Origin of the sequence: Bacillus sp. LM 4-2 (genome assembly GCF_000978495.1) — a bacterium.
Lineage (GTDB): Bacteria > Bacillota > Bacilli > Bacillales > Bacillaceae > Bacillus > Bacillus subtilis.
In genome coordinates this window covers 2,629,542-2,644,222 of record NZ_CP011101.1, presented here as the reverse complement: position 1 = coordinate 2,644,222, position 14,681 = coordinate 2,629,542, and the positions used below count along the sequence as shown (strand labels likewise).

Below are 14,681 nucleotides of genomic sequence, written 5' to 3'. Positions count from 1 at the left end.
CATAGTATGCTTATAGGAATTATTAAATATGGAGTGTGACAAATATGGGACGTGAATTTATCCCTCTCTTTGAAGATTGGGCAGCAACTTATGATCAAACAGTACAAGGTTTAGATATTCAGTATAAAGAAGCGTTCAGAGGCTACGATCATATCCTTGATGCCATCGTCAGCAAATCTGGAACGCATGTGTTAGAATTTGGCCCGGGGACCGGGAATTTGACAGCTAAGCTGCTCGATGCAGGCAAAACTGTATTTGGAATCGAACCTTCTCCAGCAATGCGTAAACTGGCTTCTGACAAGCTCTCAGGCAGGACGGAAATCGTTGATGGAGACTTCCTGACATTCCCTGAGCCGCCATTTCAGGCTGATACGATTGTCAGTTCATATGCTTTTCATCATTTAACTGACGAAGAAAAGCGGGCTGCCATAAAGCAATATGGCAAATACCTTCACTTGCATGATAAAATAGTGTTTGCCGATACCGTCTTTGAAAATGCGCAAGCGTATCAACAGGCTATCGATAAAGCCCGTTCTCAAGGCTTTTATCAGCTTGCAAATGATTTAGAGACAGAGCATTATCCTACATTGGATGCGTTGAAAGAAATGTTTACAGCTGAAGGTTTTGCAGTCCGATTCACTCAGCAAAACGACTTCGTGTGGATAATGGAGGCGATCAAACGGTAAAGTGAAGGGAATGTGAATAGATGAGACTAGCAGTCATCGGAGCAATGGAAGAGGAAGTTACCATCTTAAGAAACAAACTTGAAAATGCAAAAACAGAAACGATCGCACACTGTGAATTTACAACAGGCGAATATGAAGGAACTGAAGTGATTCTTTTAAAATCAGGAATTGGAAAAGTAAATGCTGCGATCAGCACGACGCTTCTGCTTGACCGTTACAAGCCTGATTATGTCATTAACACAGGCTCAGCCGGCGGATTTCATCATACATTGAATGTAGGGGATGTTGTTATTTCCACTGACGTTCGCCACCATGATGTAGACGTAACGGCTTTTGACTATGAATACGGCCAAGTGCCGGGTCTTCCGGCTGCTTATGCGGCGGATGAAAAGCTGATCAGCATCACTGAAGAAGCGGTATCTGAACTCGACGGCATTCAGGTTGCAAAAGGAACAATTGCAACAGGCGATTCTTTCATGAACGATCCGAAGCGGGTTGAAGAGGTGCGTGCGAGATTTTCTGATCTGTACGCGGTTGAAATGGAGGCTGCGGCAGTGGCTCAAGTGTGCCATCAATTTAAAACGCCGTTTGTCGTCATCAGAGCGTTATCTGATATTGCAGGAAAAGAATCACATGTTTCATTTGACCAATTTTTAGAGCAGGCGGCTGTCCATTCAACAGAGCTTGTGTTAAAGGTGATCAAACGAATTCATTAAAACGGGGAGAACGTTCTCCTCCGTTTTTCTCTAAAAACAACCTCTATTAAGGAGGAGGACATATATGACAGTGATTACGGACATTACCGAGCTGATTGGGAATACACCGCTTCTCCGCTTGAAGAACTTTGATGTTCCAGAAGGAGTCGCGGTGTATGCCAAGCTTGAAATGATGAATCCAGGGGGAAGCATCAAAGACAGACTGGGAGATATGCTGATTCGTGACGCGCTCGATTCAGGCAAAGTGAAACCCGGCGGAGTGATTATAGAAGCTACGGCAGGCAATACAGGGATCGGCCTTGCGTTAAGTGCCAGAAAATATGGGCTGAAAGCGATTTTCTGTGTCCCTGAACATTTCAGCAGAGAGAAACAGCAAATTATGCAAGCGCTTGGCGCATCAATCATTCATACACCGCGTCAAGACGGAATGCAGGGAGCCATTCAAAAAGCCATTCAGCTGGAGACTGAAATTGAAAATTCTTATTGCGTTTTGCAATTTAAAAACCGAGTAAATCCATCGACTTACTATAAGACGCTTGGACCTGAAATGTGGGAAGCGCTTGACGGGAATATTCATACATTTGTCGCAGGGGCAGGATCAGGAGGCACATTCGCAGGGACAGCTTCCTTCTTAAAAGAAAAAAATCCAGCAGTCAAAACGGTGATTGTTGAACCGGTGGGCTCGATTTTAAACGGAGGAGAGCCCCACGCTCATAAAACAGAGGGCATCGGCATGGAGTTTATCCCCGATTATATGGATAAGAGCCATTTTGACGAGATCTACACCGTAACAGATGAGAATGCGTTTAGACTTGTGAAAGAAGCGGCAGAAAAAGAAGGCCTGCTGATCGGAAGCTCTTCAGGTGCAGCGCTTTATGCGGCATTGGAGGAAGCGAAAAAAGTATCCGCTGGAACTAACATTGTCACAGTATTTCCTGACAGCAGCGATCGATATATCAGCAAACAAATATACGAAGGAGGCATCTGATATGAAGAAAAAAACATTGATGATACATGGCGGAATCACAGGTGATGAGAAAACAGGCGCAGTTTCCGTGCCGATTTATCAAGTAAGCACGTACAAGCAGCCGAAAGCAGGGCAGCATACAGGCTACGAGTATTCAAGAACGGCCAATCCGACTCGAACCGCTCTCGAAGCACTTGTGACAGAACTGGAAGGCGGGGAAGCAGGTTATGCGTTCAGTTCAGGAATGGCTGCCATTACAGCGGTTATGATGCTGTTTAACAGCGGAGATCATGTCGTGTTGACTGATGATGTGTACGGCGGAACATACCGCGTGATGACAAAGGTGCTTAACCGTCTTGGCATTGAATCAACATTTGTTGATACGAGCAGCAGGGAAGAAGTTGAAAAAGCGATTCGCCCTAATACAAAAGCCATTTATATTGAGACACCGACAAACCCGTTGCTCAAAATCACCGACTTGACGCTCATGGCTGATATCGCAAAAGAAGCGGGTGTTCTGCTTATCGTAGACAACACCTTTAACACTCCTTATTTTCAACAGCCGCTTACTTTAGGCGCTGATATCGTACTTCACAGTGCGACAAAATATCTTGGCGGACACAGTGATGTCGTCGGAGGTTTAGTTGTGACAGCTTCGAAAGAGCTTGGAGAAGAGCTGCATTTTGTGCAAAACTCCACAGGCGGCGTGCTCGGCCCCCAAGATTCCTGGCTGTTAATGAGAGGAATCAAAACGTTGGGACTCAGAATGGAAGCGATCGATCAAAATGCGCGGAAAATCGCAAGCTTTCTTGAGAATCACCCTGCTGTCCAAACGTTATATTACCCTGGTTCTTCAAATCATCCCGGACATGAGCTTGCAAAAACGCAAGGATCGGGCTTCGGCGGCATGATCTCCTTTGATATTGGCAGTAAAGAACGGGTTGATGCATTTTTAGGAAATCTGAAACTGTTTACCATTGCTGAAAGCCTGGGGGCGGTTGAAAGCTTAATTTCTGTTCCTGCAAGAATGACACATGCCTCTATTCCGAGAGAACGCCGGCTTGAGCTCGGCATTACGGACGGCTTGATCAGAATTTCTGTAGGAATTGAAGATGCGGAAGACTTGTTGGAAGATATCGGCCAAGCGCTTGAAAATATATAACAAATGGATAGAATTACTTTCTCTGTAAGCCGCCGGATTATATTATAATAGTCGTATACTATGAATCTGGCAGGTGATTCTTTTGAACAAAAATAGAATGAAATCTTTAAAAGAAGACTACAAGCATTTTGCTTTTACATTGCTTGCAGTCAGCACTTTTTTATATATAGGCGCAGTTCTCCCTGATCAAGGCTTAACATTAGGCCAGAAATCGACTATGTTTTTAGCGGATTGCGTATTTTTAGCCGGTGCCTTCTTTTGCGCTGACCGTTCACTTATTTACAAGAAGCGTCTGGAAGAAGCCGACGAATAAAAAAACAGCCATCATCAGAGATGGCTGTTTTTCTGTTATTGTTCTCGAAGTTCTTTTCCCATGCCTTTTAAAAACTGAAGGCCGAACCCGACGGCTCTGTTGATGTCAGGATCGTTCATTGCTTTTAACAGGTCGAGAATCCCGACTTTCTTGTCTTCTTTTAAAAAGCTTTGTGCCTGTTCAGTCCCAGCCATTACGCTTTCTAAAAGCTTTGCTGTAAACTCAGGATCGGCTTTTGTCAATGCGCCTCCGGCGGCCATCATCGTGTTGATGAGGTTGGTGACAGGCTCGCGGGAAACTTGGCCAAGCGCAATCTTGGCAATGTCTTCCTTCGCTCTGAGCATGCTTGTTGCCGCATCAAAAATTCCAAGATCATTGAGTTCATTCATTAACGTCATCGTTTTAGAGACGGCGTCCTCATTTTCCGCCAGCAGCTCTTTCAGTTCTTCTATTTTTTCAAGCTTAATTTGCTCAGCTGTTTTTGTTTCTTTTTTGATCGTCGTAATCGGAGTGGCCATTCGTTTTCCTCCTATCGTTTAATCAGTCAGATGTACATAGCCAGGGCGGTTCCATTTTCTTTCTGCTTCGACTCCGTTTTGCGGATGCCGTTTTTTGTTGCGCGGATTTGTTTTTGGAAGCGGCGCTGTTTCACAGCCGCCAAGCACTTCCATGCGGACCTTTGTCTGTTTATAAGCAGGCGTGTTCGTCCGTTTATCAGCTGCAGGGCCCGTCAAGAAGTTAATCGCTGACTCCTTGTCTGTCGAGTTCATTGGCAAATAGAGTTCATTTTTCCGTACCCGGTCTGTGATCAGCGCGTTCAATTTGACTGCTCCGAACGGAGAAACGAGCCGTACAAGCGAACCGTCACAAACACCTCGCTCTTGTGCAAGCTCAGGTGAGATCTCAACGAATACATTCGGCACTTTCGCTTGGATGCCTTTCGATTTATTTGTCATGTTTCCTTCGTGGAAATGCTCCAGCATCCGGCCGTTATTGATATGAAGGTCATATTCCTCCGGAAATGCCGCTGGCTCGGTCCAATCAGAAAGGGCAAAGCGGGCTTTTTTGTCAGGGAAATTAAATCCGTCTTCATACAGAAGCGGTGTGCTTTCACCTGTGAAGCTGCCCCATAGGAAGCTGTTCCAGCCTTCAAGCACCTCATAGCTTGCTTTGGCAAACAGAGGAGAAAGACTCGCCATTTCAGAGAAAATGTCACTTGGATGGCTGTAATTCCAATTCGCTCCTAAACGGTTTGCCACCTCTTGAATAATCCACCAGTCCGGTTTTGCGTCACCAAGCGTCGGAAGCGCCTGATACAATCGCTGGACACGGCGTTCTGTGTTGGTAAATGTTCCGTCTTTTTCAAGTGAAGGAGTGGCCGGCAAGACGACATCAGCATATTGAGCTGTTCTTGACAGGAAGATGTCCTGTACCACGAAGAAATCAAGGCTTGATAAAATATCATGCACATGGTTCGCGTTTGAATCGACCAGTGCCATATCCTCACCGACAAGATACATAGCTTTCATTTTTCCTTCTTCAATGGCATGAAGCATTTGAATATTATCTAAACCAGGCTTTCCATCAATCTCGACACCATATGCCTCTTCAAATTTAGCGCGTGCTTTGTCATCTGTAATATGCTGATATCCCGGCAGCCAGCCAGGCAATGTTCCCATATCACATGCGCCTTGCACGTTATTGTGTCCGCGCAGAGGATAAGCGCCGGCACCTGGACGGCGATAGTTGCCCGTAGCGAGAAGCAGGTTTGAAATGGCTGCTGATGTATCAGAACCGCCTGTATTTTGTGTGACACCCATTCCCCAAAGGACACAAGTGCCGTCAGCATCACGAATCATTTCAGCAATTTGAATGATGTTTTCTTTTGAAAGGCCTGTGATGCGTTCTGCATAATCAAGCGTATACGTTTTAAGGGTTTCTTTATAATCTTCAAAGTAATTGACGTTCTCATCAATAAACGCCTGATCGTGCCAGCCTTGGTCGATCATATATTTCGTAACAGCCATCAGCCAAACTTGGTCTGTGCCTTGTTTAGGGCTGATGAACAGATCAGATCGCTCAGCCATCTCATTTTTACGCAGGTCAGCAACAATCAGTTTTTGACCGTGGAGCTTGTGTGCCCGTTTGACGCGTGTTGCGAGCACTGGGTGTCCTTCCGCCGGATTGGCACCGACAATGATGACCAGGCCTGCTTTGGCAATATCTTTAATCGTGCCGGCGTCACCGCCCATGCCGACAGTGCGGAACAATCCGTCTGTAGCAGGAGACTGGCAGTAGCGTGAGCAGTTATCGACGTTGTTTGTTTCAAATACCTGACGCGCTAGTTTTTGAATGACGTAGTTTTCTTCATTCGTAATTTTAGAAGAAGAAATAAATCCTACAGAGCCTTTACCGTACTGCTCTTTAATTGATCCTAATCTGCTTGCGACAAGATCGAGGGCTTCTTCCCAAGAAGATTCCACAAAGGCTCCGTTTTTACGGATTAAAGGCTTTGTGATCCGCTCTTTTGAATTGACAAAATCCCAGCCGAATTTCCCTTTGACACATGTGGAAATCGCGTTAACCGGAGCATCAGAAACAGGCTGGATCTTTAAAATATCCCGTCCTTTTGTCCATACTTCAAATGAACACCCGACACCGCAGAACGTACATACAGTTTTCGTTTTTTTCGTTCTCGTTTCACGCATTGCCGCTTCGACTTCAGAAATGGCAAAAATGCTGCCATACCCCGGTTCAACATTTTTCACGAGATCAATCATCGGTTCCATGACGTCCTCTTTAATGCCTGTCATAAAACCAGCCTGCCCGAGCATTGATTTTTCCATCAGTGCATTACATGGACATACTGTGACACACTGACCGCAGCTGACACAGGAAGATTCATTGATCGGAACTCCCTCATCCCAAATGACGCGAGGGCGTTCGCGTTCCCAGTCGATTGAGAGTGTTTCATTTACCTGAAGGTTTTGACAGACCTCAACACACTGGCCGCAGGCAATACATTGGTTTGGATCATAGCGGTAAAAAGGATGAGACATATCAACCGCGCAAGAAGGATCTTCTTTTGGCGTGTATGGGTATTTTTGATGCTCGATCCCCATCATTTCCGCTGTATTATGCAGCGTACAGTTTCCATTGTTGTTATCGCAAACTGTACAATACAGCAAATGATTTTCAAGAAGGCGGTCCATCGCTTCGGTTTGCGCTTCTTTCACTCGATTTCCTGAAAGATCAATAGACATCCCGTTCTCTGCAACCGTCGCGCATGAACGAACCAGCTTGCCGTTTGCCTCTACTATGCAAGTATCACAAGTTTGAATCGGGTCAACCTCTGGTACGTGGCAAATCTGCGGGTACTCAATTCCGTTTTCATTTAAAATATCTAAAATTGTGGCCCCTGCTCGTGCTTGAATTTCTGTTCCGTCTACACGGACACTGATCGACTTAACGTCCATCATATTCATATTCCCCTCCATCTTTCTTTCAAGAAGTCAAAAAAAGCCATGTATAGATACACCTGCCCTTAATTCTAAGAAGGTGTAAACACACATGGCGGAATAGTTCACTAGCAAGTCTTACTAACAGACCAATCCTTGATTTTTATAAAACGATAGACTCATAACAAGATCCTATTACAAATCCATCAACACTGCTTTTATTATAATGTGATATTTATTATAATACAATATGGCAGGAAAATTTTAACCAAGTGAAATGTCCTGAGGGGAACCGGGAAAAGCCTTTATAAGGCAATATCGGAAGGGGTAATCAGCATGTCTAAAAAAATTCATGAATTCAATGATATCATTCGAAAACTTCGCAAAGAATTGTTCGGAAAAGGGCCTGAGAGAATTCATACTGTATTTGTAGAAAACATGGCAGTTTCAACACTATACGGAAATCTGAGTGCAAGCGAGCAGTTTATCGCCCGCACGCCTGAAGGAAGAGAGATGGTACATGCGGCCCGGACAAGCCTAATTCAAGACCTTTATTCCAAACAAACACCGGAAGGAATGGAGGAACTCATGGGAGCTAAGCTAGTCCATTTATTTTCTGATATTAAAATTGAGGAAAACATCGCTGTATCTGTATTTGTTTTTGACCGAAAAATAGATGAGCAAAAAGAAGTTCTGCAAAGCTAGTATATTTGTCATTGACACAAATTTGTCACATTTGATATGATGTTGCTACAGTTATAGAAGGCTAAAGCAATGGAATGTATGCACGAACTGTATATATTCTCTTTCAATATCTTATATACTGCTTGATATTGTTGTATGGGTATGCATACAAGTTAGGCAGCATTCAAACGCCTGGTTTGACACAGGTTATTTGAGTGCTGCCTTTTTTATTGCCTTTCTTGCATAACTGTGAGAAAAGAAGAAGTAATGGAGGCGTTTTATTATGGCTTTTCGAAAACCGGATGAAATAGCGGAAGCAGCAATTGAAGCAGGGATGAAAAAAATAAAGCTCCCGCTGCCGTCACTGCTTGTGCTGGGGTTTTTAGGCGGTGCATTTATCGCGCTTGGGTATTTGCTTGATATCAGGGTAATTGGCGATCTTCCGAAAGAATGGGGGAGCCTGTCCAGTTTGATTGGTGCAGCAGTATTTCCAGTCGGCCTGATCCTTGTCGTTCTCGCTGGCGCTGAACTGATCACAGGTAATATGATGTCAGTTGCGATGGCGTTATTTTCGAGAAAAATATCAGTAAAAGAGTTAGCGATTAACTGGGGAATCGTCACAATTATGAACTTAATCGGCGCATTGTTTGTTGCTTACTTTTTCGGGCATTTGGTTGGATTGACTGAAACAGGTCCTTATTTAGAAAAAACGATTGCCGTTGCCCAAGGAAAGCTTGATATGAGCTTTGGCAAGGTTCTCATTTCCGCCATCGGCTGTAACTGGCTTGTATGTCTTGCAGTGTGGCTTTCTTTCGGCGCCCAAGACGCAGCAGGAAAAATCCTTGGCATCTGGTTCCCAATCATGGCTTTTGTGGCTATCGGATTTCAGCACGTTGTCGCCAACATGTTTGTGATTCCTGCTGCCATTTTTGCAGGCTCATTCACGTGGGGGCAGTTCATCGGAAACATCATTCCGGCTTTTATCGGTAATGTCATCGGCGGAGCTGTATTTGTCGGTCTCATTTATTTTATTGCATATCATAAGAAAGACCGTTCCAGAAAAGAAATGAAGCAGGTGTCATGACCAACGGGCAAATCCATTCGATGATTTGCACAATTTCCGTCCATTTTTAGAAAAAGATGTTTACAAAATGGAATTTGGTGGATATACTTACAAAGTAAGAAAAAAAGCAAAGGAGGCTGAACCAAAATGACAATGAGACAACGACGTCAACCTGTACGTGATACACATGTAAAAGTTCATGGTTTATTCAGCCTGTGGAAGAGTTCGTGTCCTTCCTTAACCGATGCTTATCGCACGCATTAAATTCGGAATAGTCGGACATACGCAACTCCCCGCAGGCAGTAGAGGCATTGGTGTCTTCTTTGTCTGCGGTTTTTATTTGCCCGCGGCAGAAGGGGTGTGCCGCGGGTTATTTCGCTTGATGCGGACTTTGAAAGGGGGTGAGCGATATGACGATTAACCTATTCTTTTTAACGTTAACGATTAAAAAACGGTTTAAAAGCCTGGAAGAATTCGAACGAGAACAGCAGATTGAACAAATTTATGATGAAATGAAAGAGTCTCAGTTAAAGCATCTTTATTTAACAAACTGGCGCTAAAAGCAACGAAAAAAACTGAAGGGGGAATGGCATATGCTTAGAATGGAATTATTGATGCATTATACAATGGAGAAGGACCAAGTTTAGCGATACGACTGTCAAGAAAATGCCTGCCTGCATACAATAAATCAACGTTACTGTGAGGCAGGTGATGGCATGATGAACGATTATCAAAAAAGGCTGCCGTCGATTGGCCATGGTTATGCGTCCATGCCGCATTCCTTCAAACATGGTTATGGAAATCCATTCCGACAGCAGAGGCTGATGGCGATGCAGCAGCAAAGGCTGTATGTATTCCCTTATCATTGGCATTAGAAAGAGGGCAGAAAACATTTTGTTTTCTGCTTTTTTTGCGGAAAAAAATGAAAAAGTTTAGTTCTATTGAAACATTTTTCAATACATTGCCGTCTAGTTGGTACCTTCCTTCACTTTTAGAATGAAGATGATGTTTATTTTTTGAATATAATAAATAAACATAGGAAACCAAAAGCAGGTGTTTAAAATGCTAGAAAATAGACTCTATAAACGATCGAATTTTTGGAAATTATTTTCTCGGAAATATAAGCTAACCAAAACAATTGAGCATATGATGATTGACTCTATAGATATACAAGAAAATGACAGAATTTTAGAAATTGGAATTGGAAACGGAACTGTCTTTAAAAGCATAACCAAGAAACTAGAAAAGGGAAGCCTAAAAAGCATTGATCCTTCAAAACGAAAGGTAAGACAGATATCACGTGCGAATCGAAAGAACATGGGGAACGGGGAGGTTTTTCATGGCTATCCAGAGGACATTCCCTTTGATGACCGTACCTTTAATAAAGTCTTTTCTTTACATACGGTTCAAAGCTGCACCAATATTAGGCTTGCATTAAGAGAAATTTACAGGGTGCTTCAAATTGACGGCCGGTTTTATATCAGTATTGACACAAATACCGGTGAAAAAGAGAAAACGTATATTCAACTGCTGAAAGACCAGCATTTCAGGGATCTTTCTGTTATCAGGCGTGATTCCTGTCTATGTATTGTGGCTGTTAAATAAAAAATTTCTCGGGAAATATATCCAAGATCCTCGCATTAGGATTTGGGTATATTTTCTTAATTTTTTATTTTTTGCATATACTTTATATTAAAAAAAGTTTTTTTCATATAAACTTATAACAGAAGAAAGAACAAAGAGGTGATATCAGACAGGGCAGACATTCTTTGTGAACAAAAGGAATGAATATTCATTCCGCAAACGAATCGGAGGTTGTCAGATTACATGATACCCGCATCCAGCAGTAAATACGACATGATTATGAAAGCGTCAGTCTCACTTTTTACGGAAAGGGGTTTTGACGCTACCACTATTCCTATGATAGCTGAACGTGCTCATGTAGGGACAGGAACGATCTATCGTTATTTTGACAGCAAAGAAACACTCGTTAACGTACTGTTTCAAGAAAGCATCCAGCGATTTACGGAAAAACTGAAGCAAGACGTTTCAGAATTGCCTGTCAGAGAAGGCTTTCACCACGTATTTTGCTGTCTCGTTCAGTTTACGAAAGAGAGCGACTATGCGCTTTTTTTTCTTGAAACCAAAAAAGACGCTCATTACTTAAATCATACAAGCAAAAAAATGATAGAAAATCTGACTCAAATGCTTGATGACTATTTTAATAAGGGAAAAGCGGAAGGCGTGATTCGCAGCCTGCCCTCTAATGTGTTAATTGCGATTGTATTAGGGGCGTTTCTCAAGATATATCAGCTCGTTCAAACAGGTGATATAGAGATGGACACTGATTTAATTACTGAATTGGAACAATGCTGCTGGGACGCCATTAAGCTTCATTCATCACAAAAATAGGAAAGGGAGATGTTAATGAAACAGGCAAGCGCAATACCTCAGCCCAAAACATACGGACCTTTAAAAAATCTTCCGCATCTGGAAAAAGAACAGCTTTCTCAATCCTTATGGCGGATAGCTGATGAATTGGGACCGATTTTCCGTTTTGATTTTCCGGGAGTATCCAGTGTTTTTGTGTCCGGCCACAATCTTGTGGCTGAAGTGTGTGATGAAAAACGCTTTGACAAGAACCTTGGCAAAGGCTTGCAAAAGGTGCGTGAGTTCGGGGGAGATGGCTTATTTACAAGCTGGACGCACGAACCGAACTGGCAAAAAGCCCACCGCATTTTGCTGCCGAGTTTTAGTCAAAAAGCGATGAAAGGCTATCATTCTATGATGCTGGATATCGCAACCCAGCTGATTCAAAAGTGGAGCCGGTTAAACCCTAATGAAGAAATTGATGTAGCGGACGATATGACACGTCTGACGCTTGATACGATTGGGTTATGCGGGTTTAACTATCGATTCAACAGCTTTTACCGTGATTCACAGCATCCGTTTATCACCAGTATGCTCCGTGCCTTAAAAGAGGCGATGAATCAATCGAAAAGACTGGGCCTGCAAGATAAAATGATGGTGAAAACGAAGCTGCAGTTCCAAAAGGATATAGAAGTCATGAACTCCCTGGTTGATAGAATGATAGCGGAGCGAAAGGCGAATCCGGATGAAAACATTAAGGATCTCTTGTCTCTCATGCTTTATGCCAAAGATCCAGTAACGGGTGAAACGCTGGATGACGAAAACATTCGATACCAAATCATCACATTTTTAATTGCTGGACATGAGACAACAAGCGGGTTGCTATCCTTTGCGATTTATTGTCTGCTTACACATCCGGAAAAACTGAAAAAAGCTCAGGAGGAAGCGGATCGCGTGTTAACGGATGACACGCCTGAATATAAACAAATCCAGCAGCTCAAATACATTCGGATGGTTTTAAATGAAACCCTCAGACTGTATCCAACAGCTCCGGCTTTTTCTCTATATGCGAAGGAGGATACTGTTCTAGGCGGGGAATATCCGATCAGCAAAGGGCAGCCAGTCACTGTTTTAATTCCAAAACTGCACCGGGATCAAAACGCTTGGGGACCGGATGCGGAAGATTTCCGTCCGGAACGGTTTGAGGATCCTTCAAGTATCCCTCACCATGCGTATAAGCCGTTTGGAAACGGACAGCGCGCTTGTATTGGCATGCAGTTTGCTCTTCAAGAAGCGACAATGGTTCTCGGTCTTGTATTAAAGCATTTTGAATTGATAAACCATACTGGCTACGAACTAAAAATCAAAGAAGCATTAACGATCAAGCCGGATGATTTTAAAATTACTGTGAAACCGCGAAAAACAGCGGCAATCAATGTACAGAGAAAAGAACAGGCAGACATCAAAGCAGAAACAAAGCCAAAAGAAACCAAACCTAAACACGGCACACCTTTACTTGTTCTTTTTGGTTCAAATCTTGGGACAGCTGAGGGAATAGCCGGTGAACTGGCTGCTCAAGGCCGCCAGATGGGCTTTACAGCTGAAACGGCTCCGCTTGATGATTATATCGGCAAGCTCCCTGAAGAAGGGGCAGTCGTCATTGTAACGGCTTCTTATAATGGGGCGCCGCCTGATAATGCTGCCGGATTTGTAGAGTGGCTGAAAGAGCTTGAGGAAGGCCAATTGAAAGGTGTTTCCTATGCGGTATTCGGCTGCGGAAACCGGAGCTGGGCCAGCACGTATCAGCGGATTCCCCGCCTGATTGATGACATGATGAAAGCAAAGGGGGCATCGCGTTTAACAGCGATTGGGGAAGGTGACGCCGCCGATGATTTTGAAAGCCACCGCGAGTCTTGGGAAAACCGCTTCTGGAAGGAAACGATGGACGCATTTGATATTAACGAAATAGCCCAGAAAGAAGACAGGCCTTCATTATCGATTACTTTTCTCAGTGAAGCGACGGAAACGCCGGTTGCTAAAGCATATGGCGCGTTTGAAGGGATTGTGTTAGAGAATCGAGAACTCCAGACAGCTGCCAGCACGCGTTCAACCCGCCATATTGAATTGGAAATTCCGGCTGGTAAAACATATAAAGAAGGCGATCATATCGGAATCCTGCCAAAGAACAGCAGGGAGCTTGTTCAGCGGGTTCTCAGCCGATTCGGTTTGCAGTCCAATCATGTGATAAAAGTAAGCGGAAGCGCTCATATGGCTCATCTGCCGATGGATCGGCCAATCAAAGTAGTGGATTTATTGTCGTCCTATGTAGAGCTGCAGGAACCGGCATCAAGGCTTCAGCTTCGGGAGCTGGCCTCTTATACAGTTTGTCCGCCGCATCAAAAAGAGCTGGAACAGCTCGTTTCAGATGATGGCATTTACAAAGAGCAGGTACTTGCAAAACGTCTTACCATGCTTGATTTTTTAGAGGATTATCCTGCTTGCGAAATGCCGTTTGAACGGTTTTTAGCACTTTTGCCATCACTAAAACCGAGATACTATTCCATTTCAAGCTCACCGAAAGTTCATGCAAATATCGTGAGCATGACGGTAGGAGTTGTGAAAGCCTCAGCATGGAGCGGCCGAGGTGAATACCGGGGTGTCGCCTCTAATTATTTAGCAGAATTGAATACAGGTGATGCAGCAGCTTGCTTCATTCGTACGCCGCAGTCCGGATTTCAGATGCCGAATGATCCTGAAACGCCTATGATTATGGTCGGGCCGGGCACAGGAATTGCGCCATTCAGAGGCTTTATTCAGGCAAGATCGGTTTTGAAGAAGGAAGGAAGCACCCTTGGTGAAGCACTTTTATACTTCGGCTGCCGCCGCCCGGACCATGACGACCTTTACAGAGAAGAGCTGGATCAAGCGGAACAGGACGGTTTGGTCACAATCCGCCGATGCTACTCGCGCGTCGAAAACGAACCAAAAGGATATGTCCAGCACTTGCTCAAGCAAGATACGCAGAAATTGATGACACTCATTGAAAAAGGGGCTCATATTTACGTATGCGGTGATGGATCGCAAATGGCTCCTGATGTAGAGAGAACTTTGCGATTGGCATATGAAGCTGAAAAAGCAGCAAGTCAGGAAGAATCAGCTGTATGGCTGCAAAAGCTGCAAGATCAAAGACGTTATGTGAAAGACGTTTGGACAGGAATGTAAAATATAAAATCCCGCCAATCTGATTGGCGGGATTGCTTTG

14 protein-coding genes are annotated in these 14,681 nt (G+C 43.9%); 12 read left to right on the top strand and 2 right to left on the bottom strand.

Annotated elements, in window-relative coordinates:
• Positions 1-44: 44 nt before the first annotated feature.
• From bslm_RS13185 to bslm_RS13165, 5 genes are all read left to right on the top strand, one after another.
• Positions 45-686, top strand: coding sequence for a class I SAM-dependent DNA methyltransferase (locus tag bslm_RS13185; RefSeq protein ID WP_029318171.1), 642 nt, complete (start codon positions 45-47; stop codon positions 684-686).
• Positions 687-706: 20 nt separating this feature from the next.
• Positions 707-1,402, top strand: coding sequence for a 5'-methylthioadenosine/S-adenosylhomocysteine nucleosidase (gene mtnN / locus bslm_RS13180; protein ID WP_009967881.1), 696 nt, complete (start codon positions 707-709; stop codon positions 1,400-1,402).
• Positions 1,403-1,466: 64 nt separating this feature from the next.
• A complete protein-coding gene (locus tag bslm_RS13175) occupies positions 1,467-2,390 on the top strand; it encodes an O-acetylserine dependent cystathionine beta-synthase (protein WP_046381226.1) in 924 nt (307 codons plus the stop codon).
• A 1-nt stretch (position 2,391) separates the two neighbouring features.
• Positions 2,392-3,531: a bifunctional cystathionine gamma-lyase/homocysteine desulfhydrase gene (locus tag bslm_RS13170; protein WP_015251583.1), complete on the top strand. Its 1,140-nt coding sequence runs from the start codon at positions 2,392-2,394 to the stop codon at positions 3,529-3,531.
• An 82-nt stretch (positions 3,532-3,613) separates the two neighbouring features.
• Complete coding sequence (locus tag bslm_RS13165; protein ID WP_003237358.1) at positions 3,614-3,844, top strand: YrhC family protein; 231 nt, start codon at positions 3,614-3,616, stop codon at positions 3,842-3,844.
• Positions 3,845-3,879: 35 nt separating this feature from the next.
• On the opposite strand, the gene bslm_RS13160 is transcribed toward bslm_RS13165, so the two are convergent.
• Together bslm_RS13160 and fdhF are read right to left on the bottom strand one after the other, a co-directional pair.
• Entirely contained in the window at positions 3,880-4,362 is a 483-nt protein-coding gene (locus tag bslm_RS13160) for a helical membrane plugin domain-containing protein (protein ID WP_003246168.1), read from the bottom strand.
• Positions 4,363-4,380: 18 nt separating this feature from the next.
• The gene (gene fdhF, locus bslm_RS13155) at positions 4,381-7,323 is read right to left on the bottom strand and encodes a formate dehydrogenase subunit alpha (protein ID WP_010886582.1); all 2,943 of its coding nucleotides are present in this window, start codon (positions 7,321-7,323) and stop codon (positions 4,381-4,383) included.
• Positions 7,324-7,638: 315 nt separating this feature from the next.
• Here fdhF and bslm_RS13150 point away from each other — a divergent pair, with 315 nt between their 5' ends.
• The 7 genes from bslm_RS13150 to cypB all read left to right on the top strand — a co-directional run bounded on the left by bslm_RS13150 (position 7,639) and on the right by cypB (position 14,641).
• A complete protein-coding gene (locus bslm_RS13150; protein ID WP_003229814.1) occupies positions 7,639-8,007 on the top strand; it encodes a Na-translocating system protein MpsC family protein in 369 nt (122 codons plus the stop codon).
• 262 nt (positions 8,008-8,269) lie between these two features.
• Positions 8,270-9,070, top strand: a complete 801-nt coding sequence (locus bslm_RS13145; RefSeq protein WP_003229815.1) for a formate/nitrite transporter family protein — start codon at positions 8,270-8,272, stop codon at positions 9,068-9,070.
• A 389-nt stretch (positions 9,071-9,459) separates the two neighbouring features.
• Complete coding sequence (locus tag bslm_RS20935; RefSeq protein ID WP_004399102.1) at positions 9,460-9,609, top strand: YrzI family small protein; 150 nt, start codon at positions 9,460-9,462, stop codon at positions 9,607-9,609.
• Positions 9,610-9,765: 156 nt separating this feature from the next.
• Positions 9,766-9,924, top strand: a complete 159-nt coding sequence (locus bslm_RS21405) for a hypothetical protein (protein ID WP_003229817.1) — start codon at positions 9,766-9,768, stop codon at positions 9,922-9,924.
• Positions 9,925-10,111: 187 nt separating this feature from the next.
• Positions 10,112-10,654 carry a class I SAM-dependent methyltransferase gene (locus bslm_RS13140; protein WP_017696062.1) on the top strand — a complete coding sequence of 181 codons (543 nt, stop codon included), beginning with the start codon at positions 10,112-10,114 and terminating at the stop codon, positions 10,652-10,654.
• A 222-nt stretch (positions 10,655-10,876) separates the two neighbouring features.
• On the top strand, positions 10,877-11,461 hold the full coding sequence (gene fatR / locus bslm_RS13135) for a transcriptional regulator FatR (RefSeq protein WP_046381225.1): 585 nt from the start codon (positions 10,877-10,879) through the stop codon (positions 11,459-11,461).
• A 15-nt stretch (positions 11,462-11,476) separates the two neighbouring features.
• Positions 11,477-14,641 (top strand): bifunctional cytochrome P450/NADPH--P450 reductase CypB, encoded by a 3,165-nt coding sequence (gene cypB, locus bslm_RS13130; protein ID WP_003246174.1) that lies wholly within the window; start codon positions 11,477-11,479, stop codon positions 14,639-14,641.
• Positions 14,642-14,681 lie beyond the last annotated feature (40 nt).

What these genes read in the sequence shown, in the direction of transcription:
- bslm_RS13185 (WP_029318171.1), top strand. Translation starts at nt 45, where the DNA reads ATGGGACGTGAATTTATCCCTCTCTTTGAAGATTGGGCAGCAACTTAT.
- mtnN (WP_009967881.1), top strand. Translation starts at nt 707, where the DNA reads ATGAGACTAGCAGTCATCGGAGCAATGGAAGAGGAAGTTACCATCTTA.
- bslm_RS13175 (WP_046381226.1), top strand. Translation starts at nt 1,467, where the DNA reads ATGACAGTGATTACGGACATTACCGAGCTGATTGGGAATACACCGCTT.
- bslm_RS13170 (WP_015251583.1), top strand. Translation starts at nt 2,392, where the DNA reads ATGAAGAAAAAAACATTGATGATACATGGCGGAATCACAGGTGATGAG.
- bslm_RS13160 (WP_003246168.1), bottom strand. Translation starts at nt 4,362, where the DNA reads ATGGCCACTCCGATTACGACGATCAAAAAAGAAACAAAAACAGCTGAG.
- fdhF (WP_010886582.1), bottom strand. Translation starts at nt 7,323, where the DNA reads ATGATGGACGTTAAGTCGATCAGTGTCCGTGTAGACGGAACAGAAATT.
- bslm_RS13150 (WP_003229814.1), top strand. Translation starts at nt 7,639, where the DNA reads ATGTCTAAAAAAATTCATGAATTCAATGATATCATTCGAAAACTTCGC.
- bslm_RS13145 (WP_003229815.1), top strand. Translation starts at nt 8,270, where the DNA reads ATGGCTTTTCGAAAACCGGATGAAATAGCGGAAGCAGCAATTGAAGCA.
- bslm_RS20935 (WP_004399102.1), top strand. Translation starts at nt 9,460, where the DNA reads ATGACGATTAACCTATTCTTTTTAACGTTAACGATTAAAAAACGGTTT.
- bslm_RS21405 (WP_003229817.1), top strand. Translation starts at nt 9,766, where the DNA reads ATGATGAACGATTATCAAAAAAGGCTGCCGTCGATTGGCCATGGTTAT.
- bslm_RS13140 (WP_017696062.1), top strand. Translation starts at nt 10,112, where the DNA reads ATGCTAGAAAATAGACTCTATAAACGATCGAATTTTTGGAAATTATTT.
- fatR (WP_046381225.1), top strand. Translation starts at nt 10,877, where the DNA reads ATGATACCCGCATCCAGCAGTAAATACGACATGATTATGAAAGCGTCA.
- cypB (WP_003246174.1), top strand. Translation starts at nt 11,477, where the DNA reads ATGAAACAGGCAAGCGCAATACCTCAGCCCAAAACATACGGACCTTTA.